12 protein-coding genes are annotated in these 23,118 nt (G+C 37.4%); 5 read left to right on the forward strand and 7 right to left on the reverse strand.

What is annotated here, in order from left to right; translation table 11 throughout:
- The first annotated feature begins 29 nt into the window (after window positions 1–29).
- The 5 genes from NAT51_RS00515 (at window position 30) to NAT51_RS00535 (ending at window position 10,218) form a co-directional block, all read left to right on the forward strand.
- Window positions 30–935 (forward strand): alpha/beta fold hydrolase, encoded by a 906-nt coding sequence (locus tag NAT51_RS00515; protein WP_250593992.1) that lies wholly within the window; start codon window positions 30–32, stop codon window positions 933–935.
- A gap of 470 nt (window positions 936–1,405) precedes the next feature.
- Complete coding sequence (locus NAT51_RS00520) at window positions 1,406–4,960, forward strand: hypothetical protein (RefSeq protein WP_250593994.1); 3,555 nt, start codon at window positions 1,406–1,408, stop codon at window positions 4,958–4,960.
- Window positions 4,961–5,111: 151 nt separating this feature from the next.
- Window positions 5,112–9,497 carry a DUF6443 domain-containing protein gene (locus NAT51_RS00525; protein ID WP_250593996.1) on the forward strand — a complete coding sequence of 1,462 codons (4,386 nt, stop codon included), beginning with the start codon at window positions 5,112–5,114 and terminating at the stop codon, window positions 9,495–9,497.
- A 6-nt stretch (window positions 9,498–9,503) separates the two neighbouring features.
- The gene (locus NAT51_RS00530; protein ID WP_250593998.1) at window positions 9,504–9,914 is read left to right on the forward strand and encodes a hypothetical protein; all 411 of its coding nucleotides are present in this window, start codon (window positions 9,504–9,506) and stop codon (window positions 9,912–9,914) included.
- 151 nt (window positions 9,915–10,065) lie between these two features.
- Window positions 10,066–10,218 (forward strand): hypothetical protein, encoded by a 153-nt coding sequence (locus NAT51_RS00535; RefSeq protein WP_250594000.1) that lies wholly within the window; start codon window positions 10,066–10,068, stop codon window positions 10,216–10,218.
- 216 nt (window positions 10,219–10,434) lie between these two features.
- On the opposite strand, the gene NAT51_RS00540 is transcribed toward NAT51_RS00535, so the two are convergent.
- The 7 genes from NAT51_RS00540 to NAT51_RS00570 form a co-directional block, all read right to left on the reverse strand.
- Complete coding sequence (locus NAT51_RS00540; RefSeq protein ID WP_250594002.1) at window positions 10,435–11,961, reverse strand: Dyp-type peroxidase; 1,527 nt, start codon at window positions 11,959–11,961, stop codon at window positions 10,435–10,437.
- Between the two features lie 26 nt (window positions 11,962–11,987).
- Window positions 11,988–12,659 (reverse strand): hypothetical protein, encoded by a 672-nt coding sequence (locus tag NAT51_RS00545; RefSeq protein WP_250594004.1) that lies wholly within the window; start codon window positions 12,657–12,659, stop codon window positions 11,988–11,990.
- A gap of 308 nt (window positions 12,660–12,967) precedes the next feature.
- A complete protein-coding gene (locus tag NAT51_RS00550) occupies window positions 12,968–14,242 on the reverse strand; it encodes an ATP-binding protein (RefSeq protein WP_250594006.1) in 1,275 nt (424 codons plus the stop codon).
- A gap of 3 nt (window positions 14,243–14,245) precedes the next feature.
- Window positions 14,246–17,956, reverse strand: coding sequence for a phage tail protein (locus NAT51_RS00555; RefSeq protein WP_250594008.1), 3,711 nt, complete (start codon window positions 17,954–17,956; stop codon window positions 14,246–14,248).
- Between the two features lie 80 nt (window positions 17,957–18,036).
- Window positions 18,037–19,512 carry a contractile injection system tape measure protein gene (locus NAT51_RS00560; protein ID WP_250594010.1) on the reverse strand — a complete coding sequence of 492 codons (1,476 nt, stop codon included), beginning with the start codon at window positions 19,510–19,512 and terminating at the stop codon, window positions 18,037–18,039.
- 2 nt (window positions 19,513–19,514) lie between these two features.
- Window positions 19,515–20,111 carry a hypothetical protein gene (locus NAT51_RS00565; protein ID WP_250594012.1) on the reverse strand — a complete coding sequence of 199 codons (597 nt, stop codon included), beginning with the start codon at window positions 20,109–20,111 and terminating at the stop codon, window positions 19,515–19,517.
- Window positions 20,112–20,130: 19 nt separating this feature from the next.
- Window positions 20,131–23,109 (reverse strand): hypothetical protein, encoded by a 2,979-nt coding sequence (locus NAT51_RS00570; protein WP_250594014.1) that lies wholly within the window; start codon window positions 23,107–23,109, stop codon window positions 20,131–20,133.
- Window positions 23,110–23,118 lie beyond the last annotated feature (9 nt).

Raw genomic sequence — 23,118 nt, forward strand, 5'->3', positions numbered from 1 at the left:
TTATTTATTAGCCAAAACCAAACCGGTACATGAAAAAAAGCCTTACGTATCACCTCACCCTTTGGGTTCTTCATCTCAAGGGAATCAAAAAAACATTCCGCAACAATCCCATCGATTATAAAAAATTAAGAAAGGAAGATGTTCACCAACCCAAAGGCCGCTTCTTTAAAAAACACAAAACAGGAGAATTCACCGTTTTAAACACTACCATCAGTGAAATAAAACACAAGGAAGACTCCGGCAAGCTTCTATTATTTGTACATGGCGGTGCATTTGTTTCCGGTCCTGCTAAACACCATTGGGACACTATCAAACAACTTGCAGAGCAAACCCATTTTACGGTATGGATGTGCAATTATCCCAAAGCACCCGAGAATAAAATTACGGCCATAACGGAAAACATTGCAGCTGTATACCATTATGCCCAATCCAAATTCGGGCATGAAAACATTACCCTGATAGGCGACTCAGTAGGCGGCACTCTCATCACGGCACTCACCCAAGAGCTAATCCAAAGAAATAAAGCATTACCATACCATCTCATACTGATTTCTCCGGTCATGGACGCCACATTTTCCAATCCGGAAATTGAAGAAACCGAAAGAAAAGATCCAATGCTCTCCCAAAAAGGAGCCTTAAGCGCCAAGACAATGTGTGCAGGAGAAACAACACTTACCAACCCGATAATATCTCCGCTAAACGGCAGCTTTGAACAATTCCCGAAAACCAGTCTGTTCCTGGCTGAAAACGACATTACCTATCCCGACCAAAAACTTCTGGCACAAAAACTGAGGGAAGCGAATGTGGATTTCGAAGTGGTAACCGGAAAAGAAATGCCACATATCTGGCCCTTCCTCCCGGTAATGAAAGAAGCAAAAATGGCCTTACAACAAATAATAACACTACTAAATACCCGTCAACAATTGAAACTGTAATTTCTGTGACAAAATATTTTCTCTGAAAAAATTGTCACGAAAAGTGTGGCAAAATTTTCTGTGGCAATTTTTTTTGCCACAAAAAGAATTGCCACACTTTTTTAAAACATCTATCTAAAAAACAACACCGAGTAAAAGATTACTCTCTTTCATTTGACTCTACATCCCCAACTTACATTCTTTACATTAAAACACTCGGTGAGTCCAATTAAATCATTGCATAATTTTAAAAGAAAAATATCCTTAAAATCGTAATTCACTGTTTATATGTCACTTAAAAGCAATCTTGCTTTATGAAAAAATATGCAGTATAAGTCTTACAATTTTATATATTTGCGTTTTTATTTTGATTTGGTATAAATAAAAATAAAAAGCATGTAGTTGTTACCCTCTTTAACTTCTATAAAAACAAACAAATAATCAACTAACAGGCTTAGAAAATAATTCAGCTTAATTTATTAATATAAAAAATGAAGATAAAGATAATAACCTGCCTTATTATTGGCGCTCTTTTCTCTACAAACAGTAATGCACAGCGAGGCGGTATAACGCCTCCATCAATTGAAGCATCTAGTCTTGGTATATATGGCGATATACCTGTGGATCTGTCAAAAGGAACAACCAATATTGACATCCCTATACATACTATAAGTGTTGGCAATGAAAATTTCCCAATCACATTAAATTATAATGCCTCGGGAATTAAAGTTGACCAACAAGCCTCTTCAACGGGGTTGGGTTGGGTAATGAATAATTCAGCCCTGGTTACACGTGTTGTTAATGGTCTTCCGGACGATCTGTACAATAGCCCTCCTGTCGATCTTATTGCTAACCCTAATTTGTCGTTGCATCCCTTTTATTATGAACAGCGTCAGTTTACTTCGTATCCAAAGGCTGGCTATTTTTATTCAAAGGAAGAAGTCAATTCTGTAATGGATCTTTCGAGTTCTGTATTAAGCTATAATAACAACGGTGGTTTTGGTTCAGTTAGTTACTCTGATGTCGCTATGACGGCAGCACAAAAACAAACCATGCGTAAGTTAGCCATGGGTGCCCTCGATTCAGAACCGGATGAATTTTATTTTAACTTATTTGGCGTCAGCGGAAAATTCATTTTTGATGCGGATAAGAACATCCACTTACTTTCCAAATCACCAATGACAATTATTCCTACCATTACTGCTTCAGGAATTGAAAAATTTAAGATTATAACTCCTTCAGGAGTAACGTATCATTTTGAGTTAAAAGAAACAACACAAAATCATCACATGAGTTTTTACCATGCCTACGGAAAACCTTCTAATGATTCTTCAATCTATAAGTATATCAATTATTTTTGGTATTGTATTAATTGTGTTGCAAATTCTGAGGTTGATCTTGGGAGTTCTTTTTATAATTTTGACAACCCTACCAACATATTTAAAAATTATGACCCAAGACGAAAGTCTCCCACTTTTACTTCTACCTGGCGTGTGACCAAAATAGAAATACCGAGTGTTTCGGATATTCTTTTTAGCTATGAAAGCAGACGAGTATTGAATTTCCATCATTCCAAAACGACTGAAGCAAATGAATGGCAGGCTCCAAGTCATGCACCAGCTAACGCTCCCGTTTATAATGGCATTAAAAAAGCTGGAACGGTTGAGAACTATTCTGTAAGTGCTTCCATAACAGATGAAAAATTTCTAACCAAAATCGATTGGCACACAGGCAGCATTTCCTTTAATAATTTGGACAGACTGGATATTCCCGACATCAACATTAACGCTACCTATACTCTTAAAACATTTGAAGGCAAGCAAACTTTTGCACCACCTTATCAGTTTCTTTCAGAAAAATCAAGATTGGTTTCCGGCATTGAAATAACTGATATGCTTAAAGGAAATAAGTCTTTTAATTTTTCACACAGCTATTTCGAGACAGACAACTGTCCCACCACAGGTACCGTGTGGCAGGCCAATTGCAAAAGGCTTAGACTTGATGGGATTGTGATGAATGATGGCAGCAACTATAAATTTGAATACGAAAATCAGTTCAAGATTCCATCACCAAACTCACTAAAAAAGGATTTTTGGGGTTATTACAACGGCTATGACAATACAGATGAAATCCCAACACTTTATTATTATTCCAGTTTATACGGGAACCTACAAGATTCTGAACATTTTTCTTGCTTTTCCATTTATCCGTTACAGGGGCCTTCGGTAACAATAAATAATGCACAGAATATGATTCCTAATATTAACTACGCGAAAACTGGTACCCTTAAAAAAATCACGTATCCTACAAAAGGATATTCTGAGTTTGAATACGAACTGAACACATTTCTTCTGGATGGACAGGAAAGACCAGGACCAGGACTTAGGATAAAAAAAATGAAACATAATGATTTGATCTCTCCCATTAATGAAATAACCTATTCTTATAAAAACAGCAGTGGAATCGCTTCGGGAAATTTACCAATGTTGCCTACGTTTACACAATTGAAACGAAATCCAATAGCTTCTGATGGTTCTTCAGCTGGAGATCTTGCCTCAGAACTTAGAGGTAAAGCAATATTTTACAGCACAAATAATAGTATAGGAAGAACACATTCTGTCGATTATAGTACAGTAACAGTTTCTACTGTCGGAAATGGAAAAGAGGAATATGTTTTTGATGTACCCTTAAAAATTGGACAAAAAAGACACTTTAACACCAGTTCTGGATATGTTTTTGATATTAGCTTCCCAAAATTTAAAATTCATCCTGAGCACTGTGTTTACCATATGAGTAATGGGACAAGTAACTATCACGAACATTATTCTACTTTTGAGGTTTTAGATTATTTCCCTTTTGCATCTGTGCCAAATTACTCATGGAATACAGGACAATTGCTTCAAAAGCATACCTATAATGCTGCCGGGCAAAAAATAAGAAGTATTATAAATACCTATGATATAAGCGGGATTGAAAAAAACTATTATTTCAAAACAGCAATTTCATATGCACATCAATTCCGTCCAGGATCCAGTGTAACTACCTCTCCTTCCAATGATATTACTGGTGAAAATACTAGTTTTAATACTCTTGGTGTAACAAGTTCGTATTTTGAGCATTACCTGTTTGAAGAAGGAACCTATGATTATTATTACACAAAACCATATTACCTCTTTGCTTTCAAATCCCTAACAAAAACGGAAGAGATAAATTATATGGATAATGGACAGATAACTACTACCAAAGAAAATGGATATGGGACCGATTTACAAATAAAGAACATCACAACATCTAGCAGTAGCAACGGGGAGAAAAATATTGTACGCTACAAGCACATTACTGATTTTGCCAACAATTCTTATTTAGGGACTACAGCAATTGGCAATCCTATTGAAATAGTATATGAAAAAACACTTCCGGAAGATGCAACCCATTCTATTGTAACAGGAGGAGAAATATTCAATTATACTAACAATTTAATTGCCAAACACTACAAATTGAACTCTGACAAAAAAATTTCCCGTAAGCTTTCTGACCTCAATTATACTGCGACCGGTTATTACAAAAATTTATCGATAGATGGTAGCGGAAACATAGCATTTGATCCCTCATATGAATTGTTTTCGGAATACCTACAATATGACGCTTTTGGCAACTGCCTTGAATTCAAAACAGATTACGGAACAAAATATAACACTTTCATATTTGGTTATGATGACAAACTATTGGTAGCTTCAATACTAAACGGCACTTATTCTCAAGTAGGGGCATCAACCAACCTCAGCAGCTTACGAACAGCAACCGGCAGTGCATTAAAAATACAACTTGATGCCATAAGAGCAGGCTTACCCGATGCGATGATAACAACGTACAATTATTTTGACAGGAGTTTTGATGGGTATTCCAAGTATAAATTGGAAAGTATTACAAATCCTCTTCAAAAATCTATCTTTTATAATTACTACAATAGCGGAAAGCTAAGATTTATAAAAGATAATAATCAAAAAGTAATAGAAGAATTCAAATACAATAATAAAATTAATTAATATGGCGTCTTGTAAATTCAGAATAACTTTGCTAAAGGTCATATTTTTAGTTGTCTTTTCGAATGTTTATTCAACCGAACATATAAAAACCAAATCTCATTCTACAGATTTTTGCTCGCTCAATTATAATAAAGTCTGGTCTGGAACAGAAATGAATGCATTACTGGACCCTGCACATCAAGGATCTGTAAATGGACAGATAAGCCTGACCATCAACAATGGTAATCTAACCTTTACCCCAAATTATTTTTGTGTTAACTACGTAAAGTTAGGATATATTTTCCCAATAGGATCTGGCGCTAATTTACCAGATATTGAGCTTGGAACTTATGGAGGGCAACTTACTTTCTCAATTAAGAATAATTATTTATTTATCGCTGCCGGTGCAAATGTCACAGGAGGATCTTTTGAAGAGCCTTTCAGTATTAATAATGTTTCATATACTTATGATTTATGTACGAATGGAGATCCAAATCCTGATGACACAACTGATTTTTGTTCTGTAAATTATAATAAAGTCTGGTCAGGAACGGAAATGAATGCATTCCTGGATCCTGCACATCAAGGATCTGTAAATGGTCAGATAGGCATAACAATCACCAATGGAGTTCTAGTTTTTACACCAAATTATTTTTGTGTTAACTACATAAAATTAGGAAATATTTTCCCAATAGGATCGGGTGTTACTTTGCCTGATATTACACTGGGAACCCATGAAGGCCTTACTTTTTCCATTAAGAATAATTATTTATTTATTGCTGCCGGAATAAATGTCACAGGGGGTTCTTTTGAAGAACCTTACATAATCAATAATATTTCATATACATATGATTTATGTGCGAATGCAGATCCAAATCCTTCTGAAAATAACGTTTTAAATGTAAATGAAAATTATATTCTTCATTCAATATTCACAAAACCATTCACGAAGCTTGAAATAGAAAATCATTTACCAGTCTTAGATGATAAGATTGAAAATGTCAAATATTATAATGGGTTGGGGAAATTATCACAAACCATTGATGTTCGACAAGGAACTCAGAACAATGATATCATTTCACAAGTTCAATATGATGAATATGGGCGTCTTAAAAAAGAATTTCTGCCCTATCCAACTTCCAATACTGGGGATGGAAAATATAGGCCCAACAGTATTAATGAAGCTTCAACATTTTATCACAATCGTTTTCAGGCTCAGGAAAATTGGGCAGATATTAATTCTGTAAATCCTTATACAGAAAAATTTTATGAAGCATCTTCTCTTGACAGAGTGATAGAAAGCGCATATCCGGGTAAAGATTGGGCAAGAAACAATGGTCACACCGTAAAATTTGACTTTCAAACAAACCTGAGCCAGGAGGTCCGTAAATATGATGTTGTCTTCCCAAATTCAAATACAAATATTCATAATTTGGATGAAAACTCTTTTTATGACATTGGTCAGTTGTACAAGACTACAACAAAAAATGAAAATTGGACATTGGCTGATGGTAAAAATAAGACAATAGAAATTTTTAAAGATAAAAATAACAAAACCATACTACAAAGAGAATTTAACGGAGGTCTTGCACATAATACCTACTATGTATATGATATATATGGTAACTTATCTTATGTAATTCCACCTACCGCAAGTGATACAATTGAGGCACAGATTAATACAAATCCTACTGCTACATTACCCAATACCTTAGTACAAAATATATGCTATGTATACCGACATGACAAACGCAAGAGGATTGTTGAAAAAAAGATCCCGGGAAAAGGATGGGAATATATCATTTATGATAAACATGACAGACCGGTATTGTCTCAAAGCCCTAATCTAAGAACGGCTAACAAATGGAATTTTATAAAGTATGATGTGTACGATAGAGCCGTTTTTTCAGGTCAGTTTACTTACAATAGTCCTTCAGGAAATATTGATACAGCATTAAGAGAAGAGCTTCAATCACTGATTAATAACAATATTGGATTAAATGAAACGCGTACTACACAGACTTTTCAAAATGGAGGTATCGCCATCAATTACACAAATGCCAATTTTCCTAACGCCAGTAATTCAAACTTTACTGTTTTTACTGTAAATTATTATGATGATTATAATTTCAAGCCTTATGGACAATCGGTAATAATACCAACCCAAACCAGTTATGTGAATACTATAGCTACGAATGTGAAAACATTGTCAACCGCAACTTTAACCAGGGTGTTAGGCCAAAATCACTGGATTTTTGATTTAGGAGCATTTGACAATCTTGGGAGAGAGGTATGGCATAAATCAAAAAACACTTTTCTACAAACGGAAGATCTTACAGAAAGTAAACATGATTTCACAGGAAATGTAATAGAGTCCAAAATGACCCATACCAATGCCGTCACATCTACTAATTTGGTTGTCATCAATAAATACGTGTATGATAAATCCAACCGTTTGTTAAAATCAACACAAAAAAGTGGAAATAATCCTGAAGAATTAATCGTATTTAATAAGTATGATGAGTTAGGAACCCTTATTCAGAAAAAAGTAGGTGGCCCGGCACCATCCCTGACTGACACTTATAATTCAGTAACAACAATGCTACAAACAATTGATTACAGTTTTAATATAAGGGGATGGCTGACTACTATTAATAATCCTGCAGATAATATAAACAATAGCGGTCGTCTGTTTGCATATAAACTTAACTATAACAAACCGGAATCAGGAGCAACTGCTTTATATAACGGAAACATTTCTGAAACTTCCTGGAAAACAAAAAGTAATGCGAATAACCAAATCAGAAAATACAATTATACTTATGATGCCCTTAACCGCTTAACACAATCCAGCTATATAGGAAATTACACTCTTGTAGCAAATAGCTCGCAAATAGAAAATTACTCAGAAGGGAATATCCAATATGATAAAAATGGAAATATAACCCATTTAGAACGCTATGGTTTAAAAAGCACCGGAAATCTTATCGATAAAATTGACAATCTTAACTATATTTATGAGCCGGGAAGTGATAAATTGAAACAAGTTACAGACAGTGGTGCTATAGATGGTTTTAAAGATTTGAATGCTCCAAATAATATTGATTATACCTATGATGCAAACGGAAATATGATAACTGATATAAACAAAGGCATAACAGCTATTACTTATAATCATCTTAACCTTCCGGAGAAAATCACTTTTCAACCCGATGCCAGTCATCCTAATACCATAAGTTATACGTATGATGCTTTTGGAAATAAAATTACCAAAACTGTTCACGAAAGCAAAAAAAACCAATCTGGCGCTTGGTTGCCTACAACAATTACCCGTACAGATTATGCTAATGGTTTCATTTATGAGAATAATGTCTTACAGTTTTTTAGTCATCCTGAAGGATATGTAGCGCATAGTACTGGTACATTTTCTTATATTTATCAGTACAAAGATCATCTGGGGAATATCAGATTAAGCTATAAGAAGAATGCTAGTAATCTAGTTATAATAGAAGAAAATAATTATTATTCATTTGGGTTAAAGCATAAGGGTTACAATAATGTTTATAATCCAATAGGTAACACGAATGCTCAAAAATATAAATATAATGGTAAGGAGTTACAAGAAGAACTAGGACTGAACATGTACGATTACAGCGCGAGGAATTATGACCCTGCATTGGGCAGATGGATGAATATTGATCCACTTGCGGAAAAGTTTTTCAGTATGTCACCATATACGTTCTGTAATAACAATCCTCTTTATTTTGTGGACCCGACAGGAATGGCTCCTGATGGTTGGATCGAGCAACTGAACAGTGGAGGCAATTCTACCTTTACATATAGGAGTGATATAGATAATGCACAACAAGCAAAAGATGCAGGGTTTGAAAATGTTGTTGGTGTAACTGAATCTCATAGAGTATGGAATGATACTTATGGTTATTCTTATAATCTTAATGCTGATGGCAGTGTAACTAATGGGCAAGGTTATACAATGGATAATAGATTTGATTTAAATACACTTGGCGGAACTTCCATAAAAGCATCTAATCCTTTGGGAGCTTATGGTTTTTATAATTTTAATGCAGGTATTGGCTTTACTGCTTTAGAACATGGTTCCGGTATAACTCGTATAGGTACAAATGCTACATTTTATACTGCTACAGCTTCTGGTAGAGTATTTTATGGCAATCAATATGTCAGTACTTTTGGTTTATCAAAAATAGGTACAGGATTAGGATATTTAGGTGCTGGTGCAGGTTTGGTTTTTGATGGCATAGGTGTTTATAATTATTATCAAAACCCTAATGACCCAAATGCTGTCAGCCCAGCAAAAGCATCTTTGAACACAGGTATGGCAGCTTATGGTTTGTGGGGAGGTCCAGGTGGATTAGCCTTATCTTTAGGATATGGCGCTCTCGAAGCTTTTTACCCGGGCGGGGCTGCTAAAGCAATGGAAGATACAGGAAAAAGGCAAGTTGAGTTTGATAGAATTATAAATAAGAATTCTGGAATGGCACCACAATATATTTTCCCTTATGGTTCACAAAAATTCTAATAGCATATGAAAAAGTTAAAGTTTTATTATTTATATTTTTATTATAAGATATATAATTCTATAGAGTATACTTCTAAACTTTTAGGAGGGGCTTTTCTGTCAGAAATGAAGGCAGGTATTGTATTAATTGCTTTAGAATTTTGGTTGGTTTTATCTACCTATAACTATTATACTGTAATCACAAATAATAATTTGCATTTATCTATAAATAAGCCAATTGTATTTATTCCGATATTTATTATAGTTTCTTTGAAAATATATTTTTTTACAGATACAAAGAAATGGAAAATTTATAAAAAAGAATTTGATAATTTATCCTCAAACTATAATAAGAAAGGGACAATTATTGTTACAATTATTAGTTTACTTATTATAGCTAACCTTATATTTTCATTTTATTTGTTGAGTAGAAGATAAAAACAACAAAACCCAGCTATCGCTGGGTTTTGTTATATTAGCAAACTCTGAAAACCCGTCAAGTTAGTAAAGTATAATTCTGGTTCTCCTATACAGACAAATTATCATTCAGACAAAAACAAATTAAGCTATTTTACTATATTACAGTCACATGAAAGTTATAATAGCCCATCTGGATGATTTCTTTCAGGAAGCTTATGCATTCATAACCTCAGCTCCAAACGATACCGAAATAAAACAAACAATGATGATGCTTTCCGAAAAATATGGTGTCAAATCATATCCTGAAGACTATCTCGATTAAACTAAAAAAGCATTCAAAAATAGTGTGGCAAAAAAATCAGAGTTGAAAAAATTGCCACAACTCTTCCTGTGGCAAAATATTTTTTGTAAATTTTTTTGCCACACTTTCCGTGGCAAAATTTCCAGAACTGAAAAAATTGCCACAACTTTTTCATTAAAAAAAGGGCACTACCTTTCAGTAATGCCTTTATCTAATAAATTTTAATGTAAGGAGATTTTAATTCGAAGTTGGCGGAATAATACCCTGTGAAATATATTTCAACCCCTGCATCCCCGGCAAAAACAAATACATGCTACCATCGGTTCGGATGAAACGGGTCATGCTTGGTATTTGCCTGTACGTTCCTTCCTTATTGTATGCAAAAACCGTATCGTGTGCCGGATTCACATCATCGGCCTGTGGCCCGAACAACGGATCGATACCACTCTGATTGGGTGATGCATCAGGATTACGGAATCCTCCCAGTTCCAGCCAGGTTTTTGTAATGAACCTAAACTGAAAATCGAGAACCGCCCCTATAAACAAACCTACCAAACCCCTCTGTATCCCTTCTTTTTCAGTAGGATCATAAACAGGACCGTAAGGGGAAGCCCTACGGACAATGCGATGGGTTTGTGCATTGTTGTTATTATCGGTAACATAATAATCATCACGCGGATTGGATCGTCTGATGTGTGCCGCATAAGGGCATTTCAACCCGAGATTATCAGAAGACTGATCGCCCGGCTGGTTCGGACTTGGAGTCAGGTAATCGAAATTGGTGAAACTAAAATTGCGTGATCCCGGTTTACCAAGACTTTTATCTTCTTTATCAGGAGACACTACAAGTGGAGTTCCGTCCCGCCAGCGTCCGCACATTTTGGCAGCCATGAGTTCCGGAGAAGTTTCCGGATCAGAATTGATGAATGCATTAAACTTCGCTTCGTCCTGATACAACAAACGGAAAGCAGCAAAAGAACCGTTTGCCAGCAAGGGATGTGCATAATAATCAGGCGCCGACTGGCAACTGATCACAAAACGGTCTGCCGGAACCAGTGGTCTGTCATCAACCGTACTCACGCCCATTAACCGTTTCACCATCGGATCATCCCATATCACACCCTCAATACGTGGCTGTGATAAACTGTCCCGGTAACCAAAATGAATATACTCCGGGTCACCGTCTACAATAATAGGATCAGAATCTTGGAAATAAACAGGAACCACAGAGGATCCCGACTTAGTTTCCGGAATCATCTTCAGCAGCTTTTCATAGTAAAGCTCACGGTTTTCCGGTGTTAAGGTGTAAAGTGTAATTTGAATGTGCAGTTCACTATTATCAGCGCTTGGTTCTCCCTTGGGGATCCATCCGCCGTTCTTCCACCAGTTTTCCGGGCTGCTTTCACAGGTATCCCCTATGTATGGGGCATCTGTAACCGCACCCACACTAAAGGAATTAAAAACTTCCATGCTTGAATTATTGTAAACCGTATTGCAGTTATCGGTACCAATCAGTTGTTCCAGCCCTGAATAGGTAAACCCGATGTTCAGGCAATACTCAGGCTTTACTTTATTCTCCCAAGGCATGGCATTCGTAATCTGGAGTCCGCCAACGCCTTCACCCGAAGCCAGATCGGCACAAAACTTCCTTGCTCCGTCAACATCTTTTATACTCAGGATGATGTACCGTATATTCGGGAAATTATAGCCCCGCAGTATCAACCCCTGGATATCATCCATGGCAATCTGATTGTTGTTATCCATAAGAATGGTTTTAGTGAAAACTGAAATTACTTACAATCCGGTTTTTTGGATTTCGGAAAATCATAGCTAACCTGTCCCGGAGTTGCCGGCCAGTTTTTATCCGCATCAGGATAATTATCGATTATTTTAGCGACAGTAAGTCCGGGAAAATTAGTTCCGAACATGTACTTTCCCCCTTTATCACCGGCGCATAATACAGGATCACCGAAATTATAACGCATTAACATGCAGTAAAACGCCAATGCATTTTTCTTCACCCCGCCCATTTTTGCAATATGGTTTGCAGAGGTAGGACCGTTAGGATCAACCGTCGGGATTCCTGTTTCATCCATCAGGAGCAATAAATTATTCAAACCGTTTACCACGGCATCAATTTCAAAGAAAGCGCTGATGTAAGCATCAAACTGCCCGTCATAAATAGACATTACAACCAACACATCTTTTCCGGGAAACGACACAAATCCCGGAACCGGAATTCCCGGAGTGGCCTGTCCGTCTTTTTGTGCATAAATCGTAAAATAGTGTACTCCTGTCGTTTTGCGTGGGTCTCCACTTTGGATAGCTGTATTCGCAGCTGTTTTAACCTCTTCTGCGTTAACCATTGCCTGTTCCAACATTCCTTTTTTCAGCGGAATAAATAAAAACAAAAGATGTTGCTGGTCTGTAATAGGTACTGTAATAACTTCTGGTGCTGTCATAATTTTAGTTTTTTGGATGTTTTCCTACTCTGTTTTGGCTTTTCGGAAATCGCCTTAGTTTGTTTAAGGTGACGAAAGTAAGAACACTAAGCCTATCTTTTACAGGTAATTATACGTGATTATGTTTTGAAATCAGATTAAAAAGTAACATGGAAGGTTGTGGCAAATTGGTTTTAAAAAAAGTAATTGCCACACTTTTTGTGGCAAAAAGAAAATTGAAAACGAAATTGCCACGCTTTTACTGGCCTTTAGTCAATAAAAAAGGCAACACTAAAAGTATTGCCCTTACTAAACTAAAATGATTTATATCAAATAGCGGTAAAATGTCGTTCTTCTTTTTCAAATTCGGCTTTGATCCCTGCCAGTAAATTTTCTTTGGTAAACGATTCCGATTGTTCTTCCAATGCCAAAAGTGAAGCATGCATGATCACCGAAACAATCTGTGCCCCGGTTAATTCATAATAGGTGGCCAATTGTTCTATCAAGGCATATTCGACTATTACTTTTTTCGGAAGGTTGAGAACCCAAAGCTGTATCCGCTCCTGAACCGTCGGTTTTGAAAATTTCACAATGGAGTTAAACCTTCTCAGGAAAGCATCGTCAATATTATTTTTAAAATTCGACGTCAGAATCACCAATCCGTTAAACTGCTCTACCCTTTGCAATAAGTAACTTACTTCCTGATTCGCATAACGGTCGTTCGATGATTTTGTACTCGTCCTTTTTCCGAACAAAGCGTCGGCTTCATCAAACAGTAAAATCCAGTCTTTGTTTTCAGCCAGGTTGAAGATCTTTTCCAAATTTTGTTCGGTTTCACCGATGTATTTGGAAACCACCTGCGATAAATCAATGCGGTAGACCGGCCGGTTGAATTCTTTTCCCAAAAGAGAAGCTGTTAATGTTTTACCTGTTCCCGAAGGACCATAAAATAAGGTACGGAATCCGGGCAAAATTTGTTTTTTCATTCCCCAATCTTCCAAAAGTGCCTGGTTATGCCTGATCCATAGTTTTATCTGATTGATTTGCCCGAGTACAGCTTCATTGACAATCAAATCACTCCAGTCCATCAAAGTACCAACCTCCTTCGCCGGAAAATTAATTCCGAATTTAGGTTTTATGATTTCTCCATAAGAAAGCAGATGAACCGTTTCTCTGGGCAGTACTATCCTGCCGCTCATGATGGGATTTCCGTCTTTCACCTCTTCGAGAAGCAATACGTTTTCTTTGAAAAACCAATGATCGGGAGAAAATAACTGCTGGATTTCAAGCCGGCTGTCCAAATTATTTTTAGCCAAGATATGAAGCACCGTTTCCCCGGTAGGCATCATCCCACGGTGATTGCCTTCCCGTACTCCGCCGAATTCAGGCAGTTCCCCTCCTTCCGGATGCAGTTTTTTGATTACCTCATCAAAAAAATGAGGCAGGACATGAGGAACCAATGCTATTAGCAGAATGACTCCTTCATAATGGGAAGTTTCCCGTTTCAATGCTTCCGAGAAGGAATTTTGAAAGTTAAAATCTTCTGCTTCTTCCTTATCGGAAAGTTGGGCTATAATGTATTTTTTTAATGTTTTAAATGGCATCTGTTAACTGTAATCTCCTGCAGAATTATATAATTGTTCAACCGCTGTGTAACTTGGATCTTTGGCCTGGACAAAATGAAGTAAATCATCTTTCTCACATCCTATTTGTCCTTTATAATTATTTAATTGGGTCTTGGTCGATGATGAAAAATGATCGGCTATCCGAACCGCATACTTTAATGGTATTCCGTTTTGCACATGTTCCTGAAATGTTTTTTTATCTAAGATATACGATTTTTCAATCTTATCCGCCTCATAATTATCGTCAATGGTTATCGGCAGTGATTTACCACCATAAATCGGTTTGCTTTTTTCATTGAGCTTAACAGATAAACTGGCTGTTAAACCTAACGGAACATGTTCTTCGGCATTTTTTATCTGCTGTACTTCGGCTGAATCACCGGTTTTAATTGGCGACTTACCCCTTCCGAAATTAAATGTCAGATCAAAATCTATCGTACCTCCGGACTGTACTGCTTTTTTGGCCTGACTTTCAATCGCCGGTTCCATTTCGCCTGTATTAAATGAACCTGGTATTGGCGCCATGTTATCCCAAGTACCCGGTCCGAAAATATTATCATTCAATAAATGCCCCCTGATGTAATAGGTTCCGTTTCCTTTTTTACGTTTTTTCAAAATATCCCAAAGCGCGTTAGGTGTATCTTTAGGCTGGGAACCTTTAATACCGTCTGCCCTTCCTTTTTTCGAAAGATGTTTTGCTTCCACGCTCTGCCCAACAGTTGCGCCCCCGCGTGTTGCCGAGTTGTGTTTCACATCTCCCACTTCCATGGCGCCAAAGAAAGATGCCGTTACCTGACTCAGTCTGTCCAATTGGAATTTAATAACTTTTTCTCTTTTTTCTTCTTCAGCTTTCCGTGCCGCTTTATCATCTGCCGAACTGGTATACTTACTGCCTTTTATCTCATCAATTTTTTTAGCAATGTCGATGGCAAAATATTTGTCTTTATTCGAATCCGGAACCACTTCGGCCAGGAACTTTTGATAGGTCATTTTCTCACTGGCCACCATCAATGTAGGATTTTCATGGCTTCCTTCAAAAAACAGGGTGTGGTTATTTCCGTCACTACCTTTAAAACGCTTTTTGATGCCCAGTATATCCAGAAATTTTTCTCCGTATTTCTTAGCTGTTTCTTTTGCTTTTTTCTTTTTACTGTCAACCCAAGCCTTTCCTTTTTCAACAGCTTTCATCGATTTGTCGATTAATTTAGTCAGACCGATTTTCTCAACCACTTTTTTGATTTTATTGGCGATGTTTTTAAGAACCTGGTCAATTTTAGGACGGATTTTCTGTTGGATGAATTTCTGTACCTTACCTACAATACCATCCAAGCCTAAAACGGCTGCCAGGAAACTGATGGCCAAACTCAGGAATCCGCTCAAAACCGATTCGACTTTTGCCACCACAGCTCCTAAATTTTTGTTCAGGATATCCCCGAATGTATCCAGAATACCATCCAGGATTTTGATAATCTGCGCTGCTTTCTGGAACAACGTAATAACAAACTTGATCAGCAACTGGGCAGCTCGTATAAATCCGGCTCCGGGAATCAAGAGCGAGAGCAGGTACTCCATGGCTTTCATCGCAATAGTTTCAATCACAAAAGTTTTGACATTCTCGATTAGCATTTCTTTCAGATTGTCAAACTCCTCCATAATGAATTCCCACAATCCGGCCAGTCCTTTTTCGTTGAGGATTTTAAAAATATTAAGGATTTTATTTCCGGCTGCCATAGTGGCGTCGACCCCTTTCTCAATGAATTCGAAGCGTTCTTTTCCGATAACACCAATGACAAGATCTTTTATTTTCTTCATGGTGATTCCCAGAATCTGGAGAACGAGACTGGTTATCCCTTCAAAATTCAGTTCTTTGGGCAATACAATTTCAGAACCTGCCATGGAACCCGTCAACCATTCCAGAACACCTTTGATCAAATGCTTGTCAATATTGTTTTTGAAATTCGTAAATCCCTGTCCGATACCATCAGCAAGGTTTCCGAAGAAAGTGATTGGATCGTCGATGATGGCTTCGGCATATTTAGCTGCTTTTTGGGCTAATCGCTGAATGGCATTTTTAAGTTCAATAATGGTATTGATTACTGATTTAACCGCGGCAATGGCACGGTCCAGCCAACTCATATTCTCTATCTTGGCCTTTTCGAAACGTTCATCCAATTCATCCAAAGCGGAACTGAATTTTTCAGTTACAGTATCGATAACGGAACTTTCCTTGCTCTCAACCGAACTTTCCAGCTCTTCAAATTTTGTATTGGTTTCATCATAGATGTCACCTGCAATTTTTTTAGTTTCATCCGATTGCTTGCTCCAGAATTCATCGGCTCTTTTGCGTCCGTCCTGAATTGCTTTATTTGCTGTGGACAGCATTTTATCAACATAATTAACCAGATCATCCAACGGTTTTTGCATGTGCTCAATGAATTCTTTCTTCGCCACATCAAAAATTTCAGTTTCATCCTGAACGTGGCTTCCGGTCAATTTCTTTCCAACCCATTCCCAACCGTCATTATCATCCAGTAATTTAGCAACTCGTTCACTGAATTTGTCCAGGTTTTTGGTAATACTCAAGCCAAAAATCTTTTCTATATAGAAATCTATGGCTGCAAAACAGGACAGGACTGTTGAATTGGCCCCATTGAAAATAGCAGTAAGCTGTTTATGAACGTCTGACCTTATTTTATTTTCCTCTTTACTTTTCTGGTTTTGCTGGTCAAATCTTCCTTTGTTTGTTGCATCCTGCTTTTGCAGCATGGCATTATAGCCGTCATTGATGGATTTAGCATTGCTCCATTGTGTACCCTTTATTTTTTTTGTCTCGTCAGTCCGGGTTTTGTCTGTCAATTCCTGAGCCTTGGCTTCCGAATCCTGTTTTTGGTTATCGGCAGCAATAAAACGGGGTTCGTTACTGTTTTGGAGTTTGTCCTGTGACAGGTTATTTTTTTGGTAATCGTCGTCTAAAACTTTCGTTTCTTTCGTTAAATCTGTTTCTTCATCTGGATGTTTTACCGGCGCCAGATCTTTACTTTGTTTGGTAAGTGTTTTCATCCCGGGAGCTACAACATTCAGCTTTTGCGGCTCTTGTGTAGTTGCTTCGTCTGCCGGTGTTTCCGGTAATGCTGGTGGGACAATAGAGCTGGCTTCAACTTTCCCTCCGGCTTTGGATTTTTCATCCCCAACAGTCTCGCTGATCTCTTTGGTTACATTTTCATCAACTCCGTTTTTTCCAATCTTTTTAGCGTCCTCATTACTTTTAATGGTGTCATTAATCTGTTCTTTCAGTTTCTTTCTGAAACCTTCTTTATCAAATGACTTGGTATCTTTGGTTTGCGCATCCATCACTTCCACATGACTTCGGTTGGCCGCTGATTCATTTGCTTTTTGAGATGGCAGGATAGCAGAATCCTGTGCTTCTTTGAGTACCTGATCGGATGCTTTGTGTTTTTGGTAATTTTTAGATGCTCCCTGAATTTCCTTAACCGGTTTTTTCAGCGAAGCGATTTGTATTTTCTGTGCTTCGGTTTTTTCTTTTTTGAGTGCTTTTTTCAAAGGTTTGGCCATAGCTTTCCCTTTCTTGGCCGGTTTATTGATTTTTACGTCCAATTTCTTCTTTGGCCCAAAAAATGGTTTAACCTTTTTAGGCTGCGTATTTCTTTTTTTGGTTGTAGTTTGTCCACCCATTTTCTAGCTCTAAATAATTCACCGGAATGTTATACATCCTGGCCGTTTGCCATTCAGTTGTATACTTTTTGAAATCTTCCTTACTGATTCCAGTTACAGGTTAAATACGATTCCATCCAAGGTGTTCTGATCATATTGATTCCCCATGGCAGTTGTTCCAACAGAATATCGTATCCTTTTTCTTCCATCCACATTTCGAAACCATTCATCTGAATTTCAAGTTTACCTTCCCGTTGAAGGAATGTTCCCTGAAGTGCTTCTTTTGAAGAATTCCGCATGATTGTCCAATGTTCCAGTACAGCCTCTAACAAGCTATTACACTTTTCTTTATCCTCAATTTGCAAAACCAATTGCGTATTGATTACCTCCGATATTGGCAAGCCGCACATAATTTTATTTAAAACCAGTTGACTCTCTTCGATTTCCTGTTCGCCGAAAACCAGAAAATGAGTCAGTAGCACTGCTTTTTGTTTTGCCTGTTCATAAGCCCATTCATTTTTTTCGGTTAGTCCCAGTTTCTCAAATAACATGGGCAGGAAAGGATGCAATAGTACCAGTCCGGCATTGTTGACGTAAAAAACAGGATCATCGGTAAATGTTTTCCGTTCCTGAATATGTCCGGTTTCTTTCTCCACCTGCATTTCTTCGCTGATGCCTATAGTAGATTCATTTCCTTTACTATCCGTTACTTGCTTTTGCCATGCCATAAAAAAGTCAACCTTCAAATCGACTGAACTATTTTCGCGAAGCACAAGATCTAACAGCAAAGCCATCTCTGCTTTGGAAACATTCCAGAATTTTTCGATTGCATAACTTAGAAAAGAAAACAATTTCTGGGATGCAACTCCTTTCCGTATTAAATGATCAACCCATTGAATGAGTTCCTGCCATTGCTGTATATATTTCTGATTATAAAACAGCTTCTCCGCTATACTTTTTTCTTTTCCTTTCTGAAAAGCGGGGTGATTCAGAATTGTACGGACAAATCGGTCACCGTTGAATGTATCGGGAAGAAATTTCAGCGCTTTGGTCTTATACTCTCCCGGGGCGGAAAATATCCACCGTATCAATGCATCCAAATTGGCTTCAAAAAGTTCGGAAAGCTGATTTACAAAATCTTTGTCAATAACCATGGCAGCCATGATTTTTTCAAGTTTGTCCGAAAATGCATTTACCTCCAGGTAACCGTTTCTTAAAAAACCGAATAGCAGCGAAGCTATTTTTATATCTGATGGAACCGTATGTGTATCATTGCCCAATAATTCGGCAATGCTCAGTTCCGTTTTAGGGCTATTGCGGATTAAATAATCTTCAATTTGCGCAAGTGTTTTTTGGATCAATTGTTCTTTCCAGTACTTTTTAGGAATATCCGGAAGTTCAATTTGCAATTCATCAACAATCCAATGTGTCCCCGGAACATCATACTTCATCAGTAATTGTTCCAGTTGGGGATAAAATGATTTCTCCAGCAAAGAGCTTAACTGCGATTGCAGTTCCATCCCAAAATCCTGGGTGGAACAACGGATGTCAAAACTATTTTGCCGGATTAAATACATTGTTATTTAAGATTTTCAGGGTTAAAGTTGTTTTTCATACTTTTCAGGAAAGCATCAGTATCTTTTTTGGTATTTCCTGTAGCTGCAGATGGCGCTGTGAATGGTTTGAAATTCACTGCAACAGCGGTTGAAACAGTTTCTCCAGGCTCAAGTTCCAATCCAAAAAGTAAAAATTTCATGCCTTGATAACTTCCCAAAGTCAAAAGCATGTTTATTGGTCTTCCCTGAACCCCCGGTACTACATAAGATAAAAATGCACTGTCACTAGTACCTGAACGGAAAGTATAAAGAGGCATAAATGGTCTCAATAATTCAAACTCTTCTTCATTGATTATATGTGTAAAAGATTGTGGTGCTCCTGTACTTGATGCTTTTAAATTGATCATAAAATACAAATTACAACATTGCTTTTTGATTCCTTTAAAAGAAAAATGATACAGATATCCTTCCTTATCCACTAAATCAGGAGTAGAAATTTCAAATCCTTCCCCACTGAAATTCAGCATATCTGTTAACACACTCCGCACCTCAGCGGCTGTGTTGTTTCCGTTATCGGTAATCCCGTTGATCTTGGTCACTATTTGTTGGTAAGTTGCCATAGTTTTTTAGTTTATTTAGTTATTGTTCAGTATAAAAATCATTCGAATTGAAGTCGGATGCTTTAAAATCCCCAATCACCTTGACGATTATCGTTTGGGTATTGGCACACACTTCGCCTAATTGTTTAATCGTAACCGTAAATTGTTTGTCTGCATCATCAAAGGCGAATGAATGCGAAATTGTACCGGCATGGGTTATAACATCGGCAGTGTTATCCCCGAAGTCAAACTCATAATCGTGTGTATCGCCGGCAACTGCATTTGTGAAAACAAATAAATTAGGGCTGCTCGGATTTCTTGTGGCACTCCACTGCAAACCTGTTGGCGCTTTAATTTCAAACTCGGCCGTATTACTTACTTCCCCGTCAACTTCATATTGAAGCGTATAAATTTTTGGCTGTTGGACCGAAAGATGATTTGGATGTAAGTAAAATTTATCACCGCTCTTCGTCACGGCATCTTTACCGGTTCCTTTAAATATTCCTTCGGAACTTCCTTTAATGGTTATTTCATATTCATCGGTATCATTCTGACAGAAAACATGGGGATCAAGGGAAATAACCAATGGCTCTGAAGCTTCAATTTTTACTTCAATCGTGCTGCCCTCCCCGCAGCATACATACGGAAGAAAGAAATCGGCTATAACCGTTTGCTGAAAAGGAATTCCCTGATTGGCAGAACCAATTTCATATTCCAGGGCGCCTTTGATATTTTCAAGGATATAACCACTCATTTCGGCAGTATAATGTGCTTCCATGTTGAATTGAGCTAATTCCAGAAGGTCATTTTTGATATTATCAGCTTCTGCCTGGCATTTTGTAGCAGCTGTTTGTCCCGGTTTTTTCTTCAACTGGGATTTATAATCGGTGAATTTGACACTATTGGCCAAATCATCTTTGACACTTTGGTCGATTGCGATATTGTCTTTATACGCTTTAACCGCATTCAGAAGATTGGTATAAACCGGAAGTGGTGCAGCCGCTTTAAAAATAGTCGTATCCACGTAAACCACCACGAATGTTCCGCCTTTGGTTACGCCGCCTTTATGCTCCAATCCCGGATGTTTTTTAAGGAAAGTAGTAAAGAATAAATCTTTGTACAGCTTTTGCCATCTCAGATTTGCTTCTTCATAAATCACGGTAAACGGATCTTCTAAAAATAATTCGTTGATATCATCCATACGGTCGATAAGGTCTTCCGCAAGTGTTGACAATTCCGGATTGAACAACTGAATACACCAGCGGTGGAAAAGAAATACCAGATTTAACTGTTTGAAGATTTCGTAGAATGACTTATAATTTGGTAAAAACTGTTTTAAGTCGTTTGTCAGCAGGTTTTTCAGTTGCGTCAGAATATTTTTAAAATTATCGATATTCTGTTTGGTCATGATATTATTCTGCTCGAGCACATTTCTTCTCTGGTCCATCCATTTGATGACAAATTCGGTGATGTTATAAACTCTTTTACGTGCTAAATCATAATCGGTTTCCAAATCATCCCAACGGCCGTTGAATTTCATGATATCAACATCCTTATTGATAAAGTCAACTGCATTGAGCGCTGTTATTTTAAACGGCAGATTGTAACTGTCACGGATTAAGTTCAGGTCTTTGAGCGCCTTTTTATACTCCATGCCGATGTGGCCTTCCACCCTGAAGAAATTATACGGTTCGATATCGTACAAAAGCGGTTTTGTCACTTCTGTTTTAGTAGTATAATTAGGCAGTTCCGAGTAATAAGATAAAATCGTATCGTTTTGTTTTTTCAGCGTTAGTTCCGGATTCCATTTTTTATTCAGTTCCAGAATCTGGTCATAATAAAACGGAATGGCTTTTTCGGATAAAGCAACATTTCCGTAAGCGGAAGGTGTCACTTTTATTTTAATCCCTTTTTCGATATCGAAAGTTGTAACCAGTAATGCCAGTTTTTCAAAAAGCATGATTAACTTTTTGAGTTGGGCATCTTCCTTCTGTTTTTCGTTCAGCGTAGCAAAAAAAGGCGTCCGGTAAACCATACTTTCGGGCGTATCACCACCTAAAATAACGTGGAACGGAAACAGATTTTCGTCAACACAACACAAAGCAGGATTAATTTTCCTGAACGTCACGATTTCATTGTATGCGGATACGATATCAGAAATCCAGTCCCATAAATACTGAACCGAAACACTTGATTTGTACACATTAACCGAATTCTGCAGGGTTGGTTTGCTATTCCCTAAAACAACCGTACTGGCAGGCAGGCTGCTCTGATGTGCGTCATAAATCGTTTTTATGGCATTTGAAACTTCTGTAAGATAGGCATCAGTATACACTTTATTGAATCCATCCAAAACCTGTGTAGCGGTAACCGTATTTTTAAACGGAACATTATATCTTGGAAAACTTAAATTCTTATACCATTCCGTTAGCGGGTATTCGGCCACTAATTCATCTGTGAAAGCGTTCACCGGAATTACCAGAGGACGTAAATTGAACTCCATCCTTTTCCCTTTATCATCACAGTTTGTGGTCACACAATTTTTCTGGTCGATTAGTGTAACTTCCAGAAGCATCATGATTACTTTATCATCAAAAAAGTCATTAGGAATATTTTTCTTTCCTACTACAGGCGAGTTTGAAGGAAGCAATTCCAAACAGCTTTTGATAGGAGCGTATTTAGCAGAATATTTGAAAATATTTTCAAGATAAGGTTCTCTTGTGTAATCAGGTTGTAAAAACTGGTCTGACAAGTCATAATCCTGATAATGCGTTAACAACTGTTCCTTCCAGTTAATCTGGAATCCTAGTGAAGTTACTGCCGTTCCGCACGTTATTTTGACGCTGTTCTGATTTGGAAAAATTAAATCCAAACCACAGACAATACCTATTCCGGTCAGGTTTTTTCTTGTAATACGGTCCTGTTCCTCAAGATGGCTTACCGCCATGTTCAATTCCTTTTGGCTTAAAACCTGATCGGCTTCAAAAACGGGATAAGTAAAAGTGTTATATGCTTCCATATTATTTTT

The sequence above is a fragment of the Flavobacterium amniphilum genome (assembly GCF_023634845.1).
Taxonomy (GTDB): Bacteria; Bacteroidota; Bacteroidia; order Flavobacteriales; family Flavobacteriaceae; genus Flavobacterium; species Flavobacterium amniphilum.

Bases quoted from the DNA above. Each gene is read 5' to 3' on its own strand.
- NAT51_RS00515 (WP_250593992.1), top strand. From the start codon at position 30: ATGAAAAAAAGCCTTACGTATCACCTCACCCTTTGGGTTCTTCATCTC.
- NAT51_RS00520 (WP_250593994.1), top strand. From the start codon at position 1,406: ATGAAGATAAAGATAATAACCTGCCTTATTATTGGCGCTCTTTTCTCT.
- NAT51_RS00525 (WP_250593996.1), top strand. From the start codon at position 5,112: ATGAATGCATTACTGGACCCTGCACATCAAGGATCTGTAAATGGACAG.
- NAT51_RS00530 (WP_250593998.1), top strand. From the start codon at position 9,504: ATGAAAAAGTTAAAGTTTTATTATTTATATTTTTATTATAAGATATAT.
- NAT51_RS00535 (WP_250594000.1), top strand. From the start codon at position 10,066: ATGAAAGTTATAATAGCCCATCTGGATGATTTCTTTCAGGAAGCTTAT.
- NAT51_RS00540 (WP_250594002.1), bottom strand. From the start codon at position 11,961: ATGGATAACAACAATCAGATTGCCATGGATGATATCCAGGGGTTGATA.
- NAT51_RS00545 (WP_250594004.1), bottom strand. From the start codon at position 12,659: ATGACAGCACCAGAAGTTATTACAGTACCTATTACAGACCAGCAACAT.
- NAT51_RS00550 (WP_250594006.1), bottom strand. From the start codon at position 14,242: ATGCCATTTAAAACATTAAAAAAATACATTATAGCCCAACTTTCCGAT.
- NAT51_RS00555 (WP_250594008.1), bottom strand. From the start codon at position 17,956: ATGGGTGGACAAACTACAACCAAAAAAAGAAATACGCAGCCTAAAAAG.
- NAT51_RS00560 (WP_250594010.1), bottom strand. From the start codon at position 19,512: ATGTATTTAATCCGGCAAAATAGTTTTGACATCCGTTGTTCCACCCAG.
- NAT51_RS00565 (WP_250594012.1), bottom strand. From the start codon at position 20,111: ATGGCAACTTACCAACAAATAGTGACCAAGATCAACGGGATTACCGAT.
- NAT51_RS00570 (WP_250594014.1), bottom strand. From the start codon at position 23,109: ATGGAAGCATATAACACTTTTACTTATCCCGTTTTTGAAGCCGATCAG.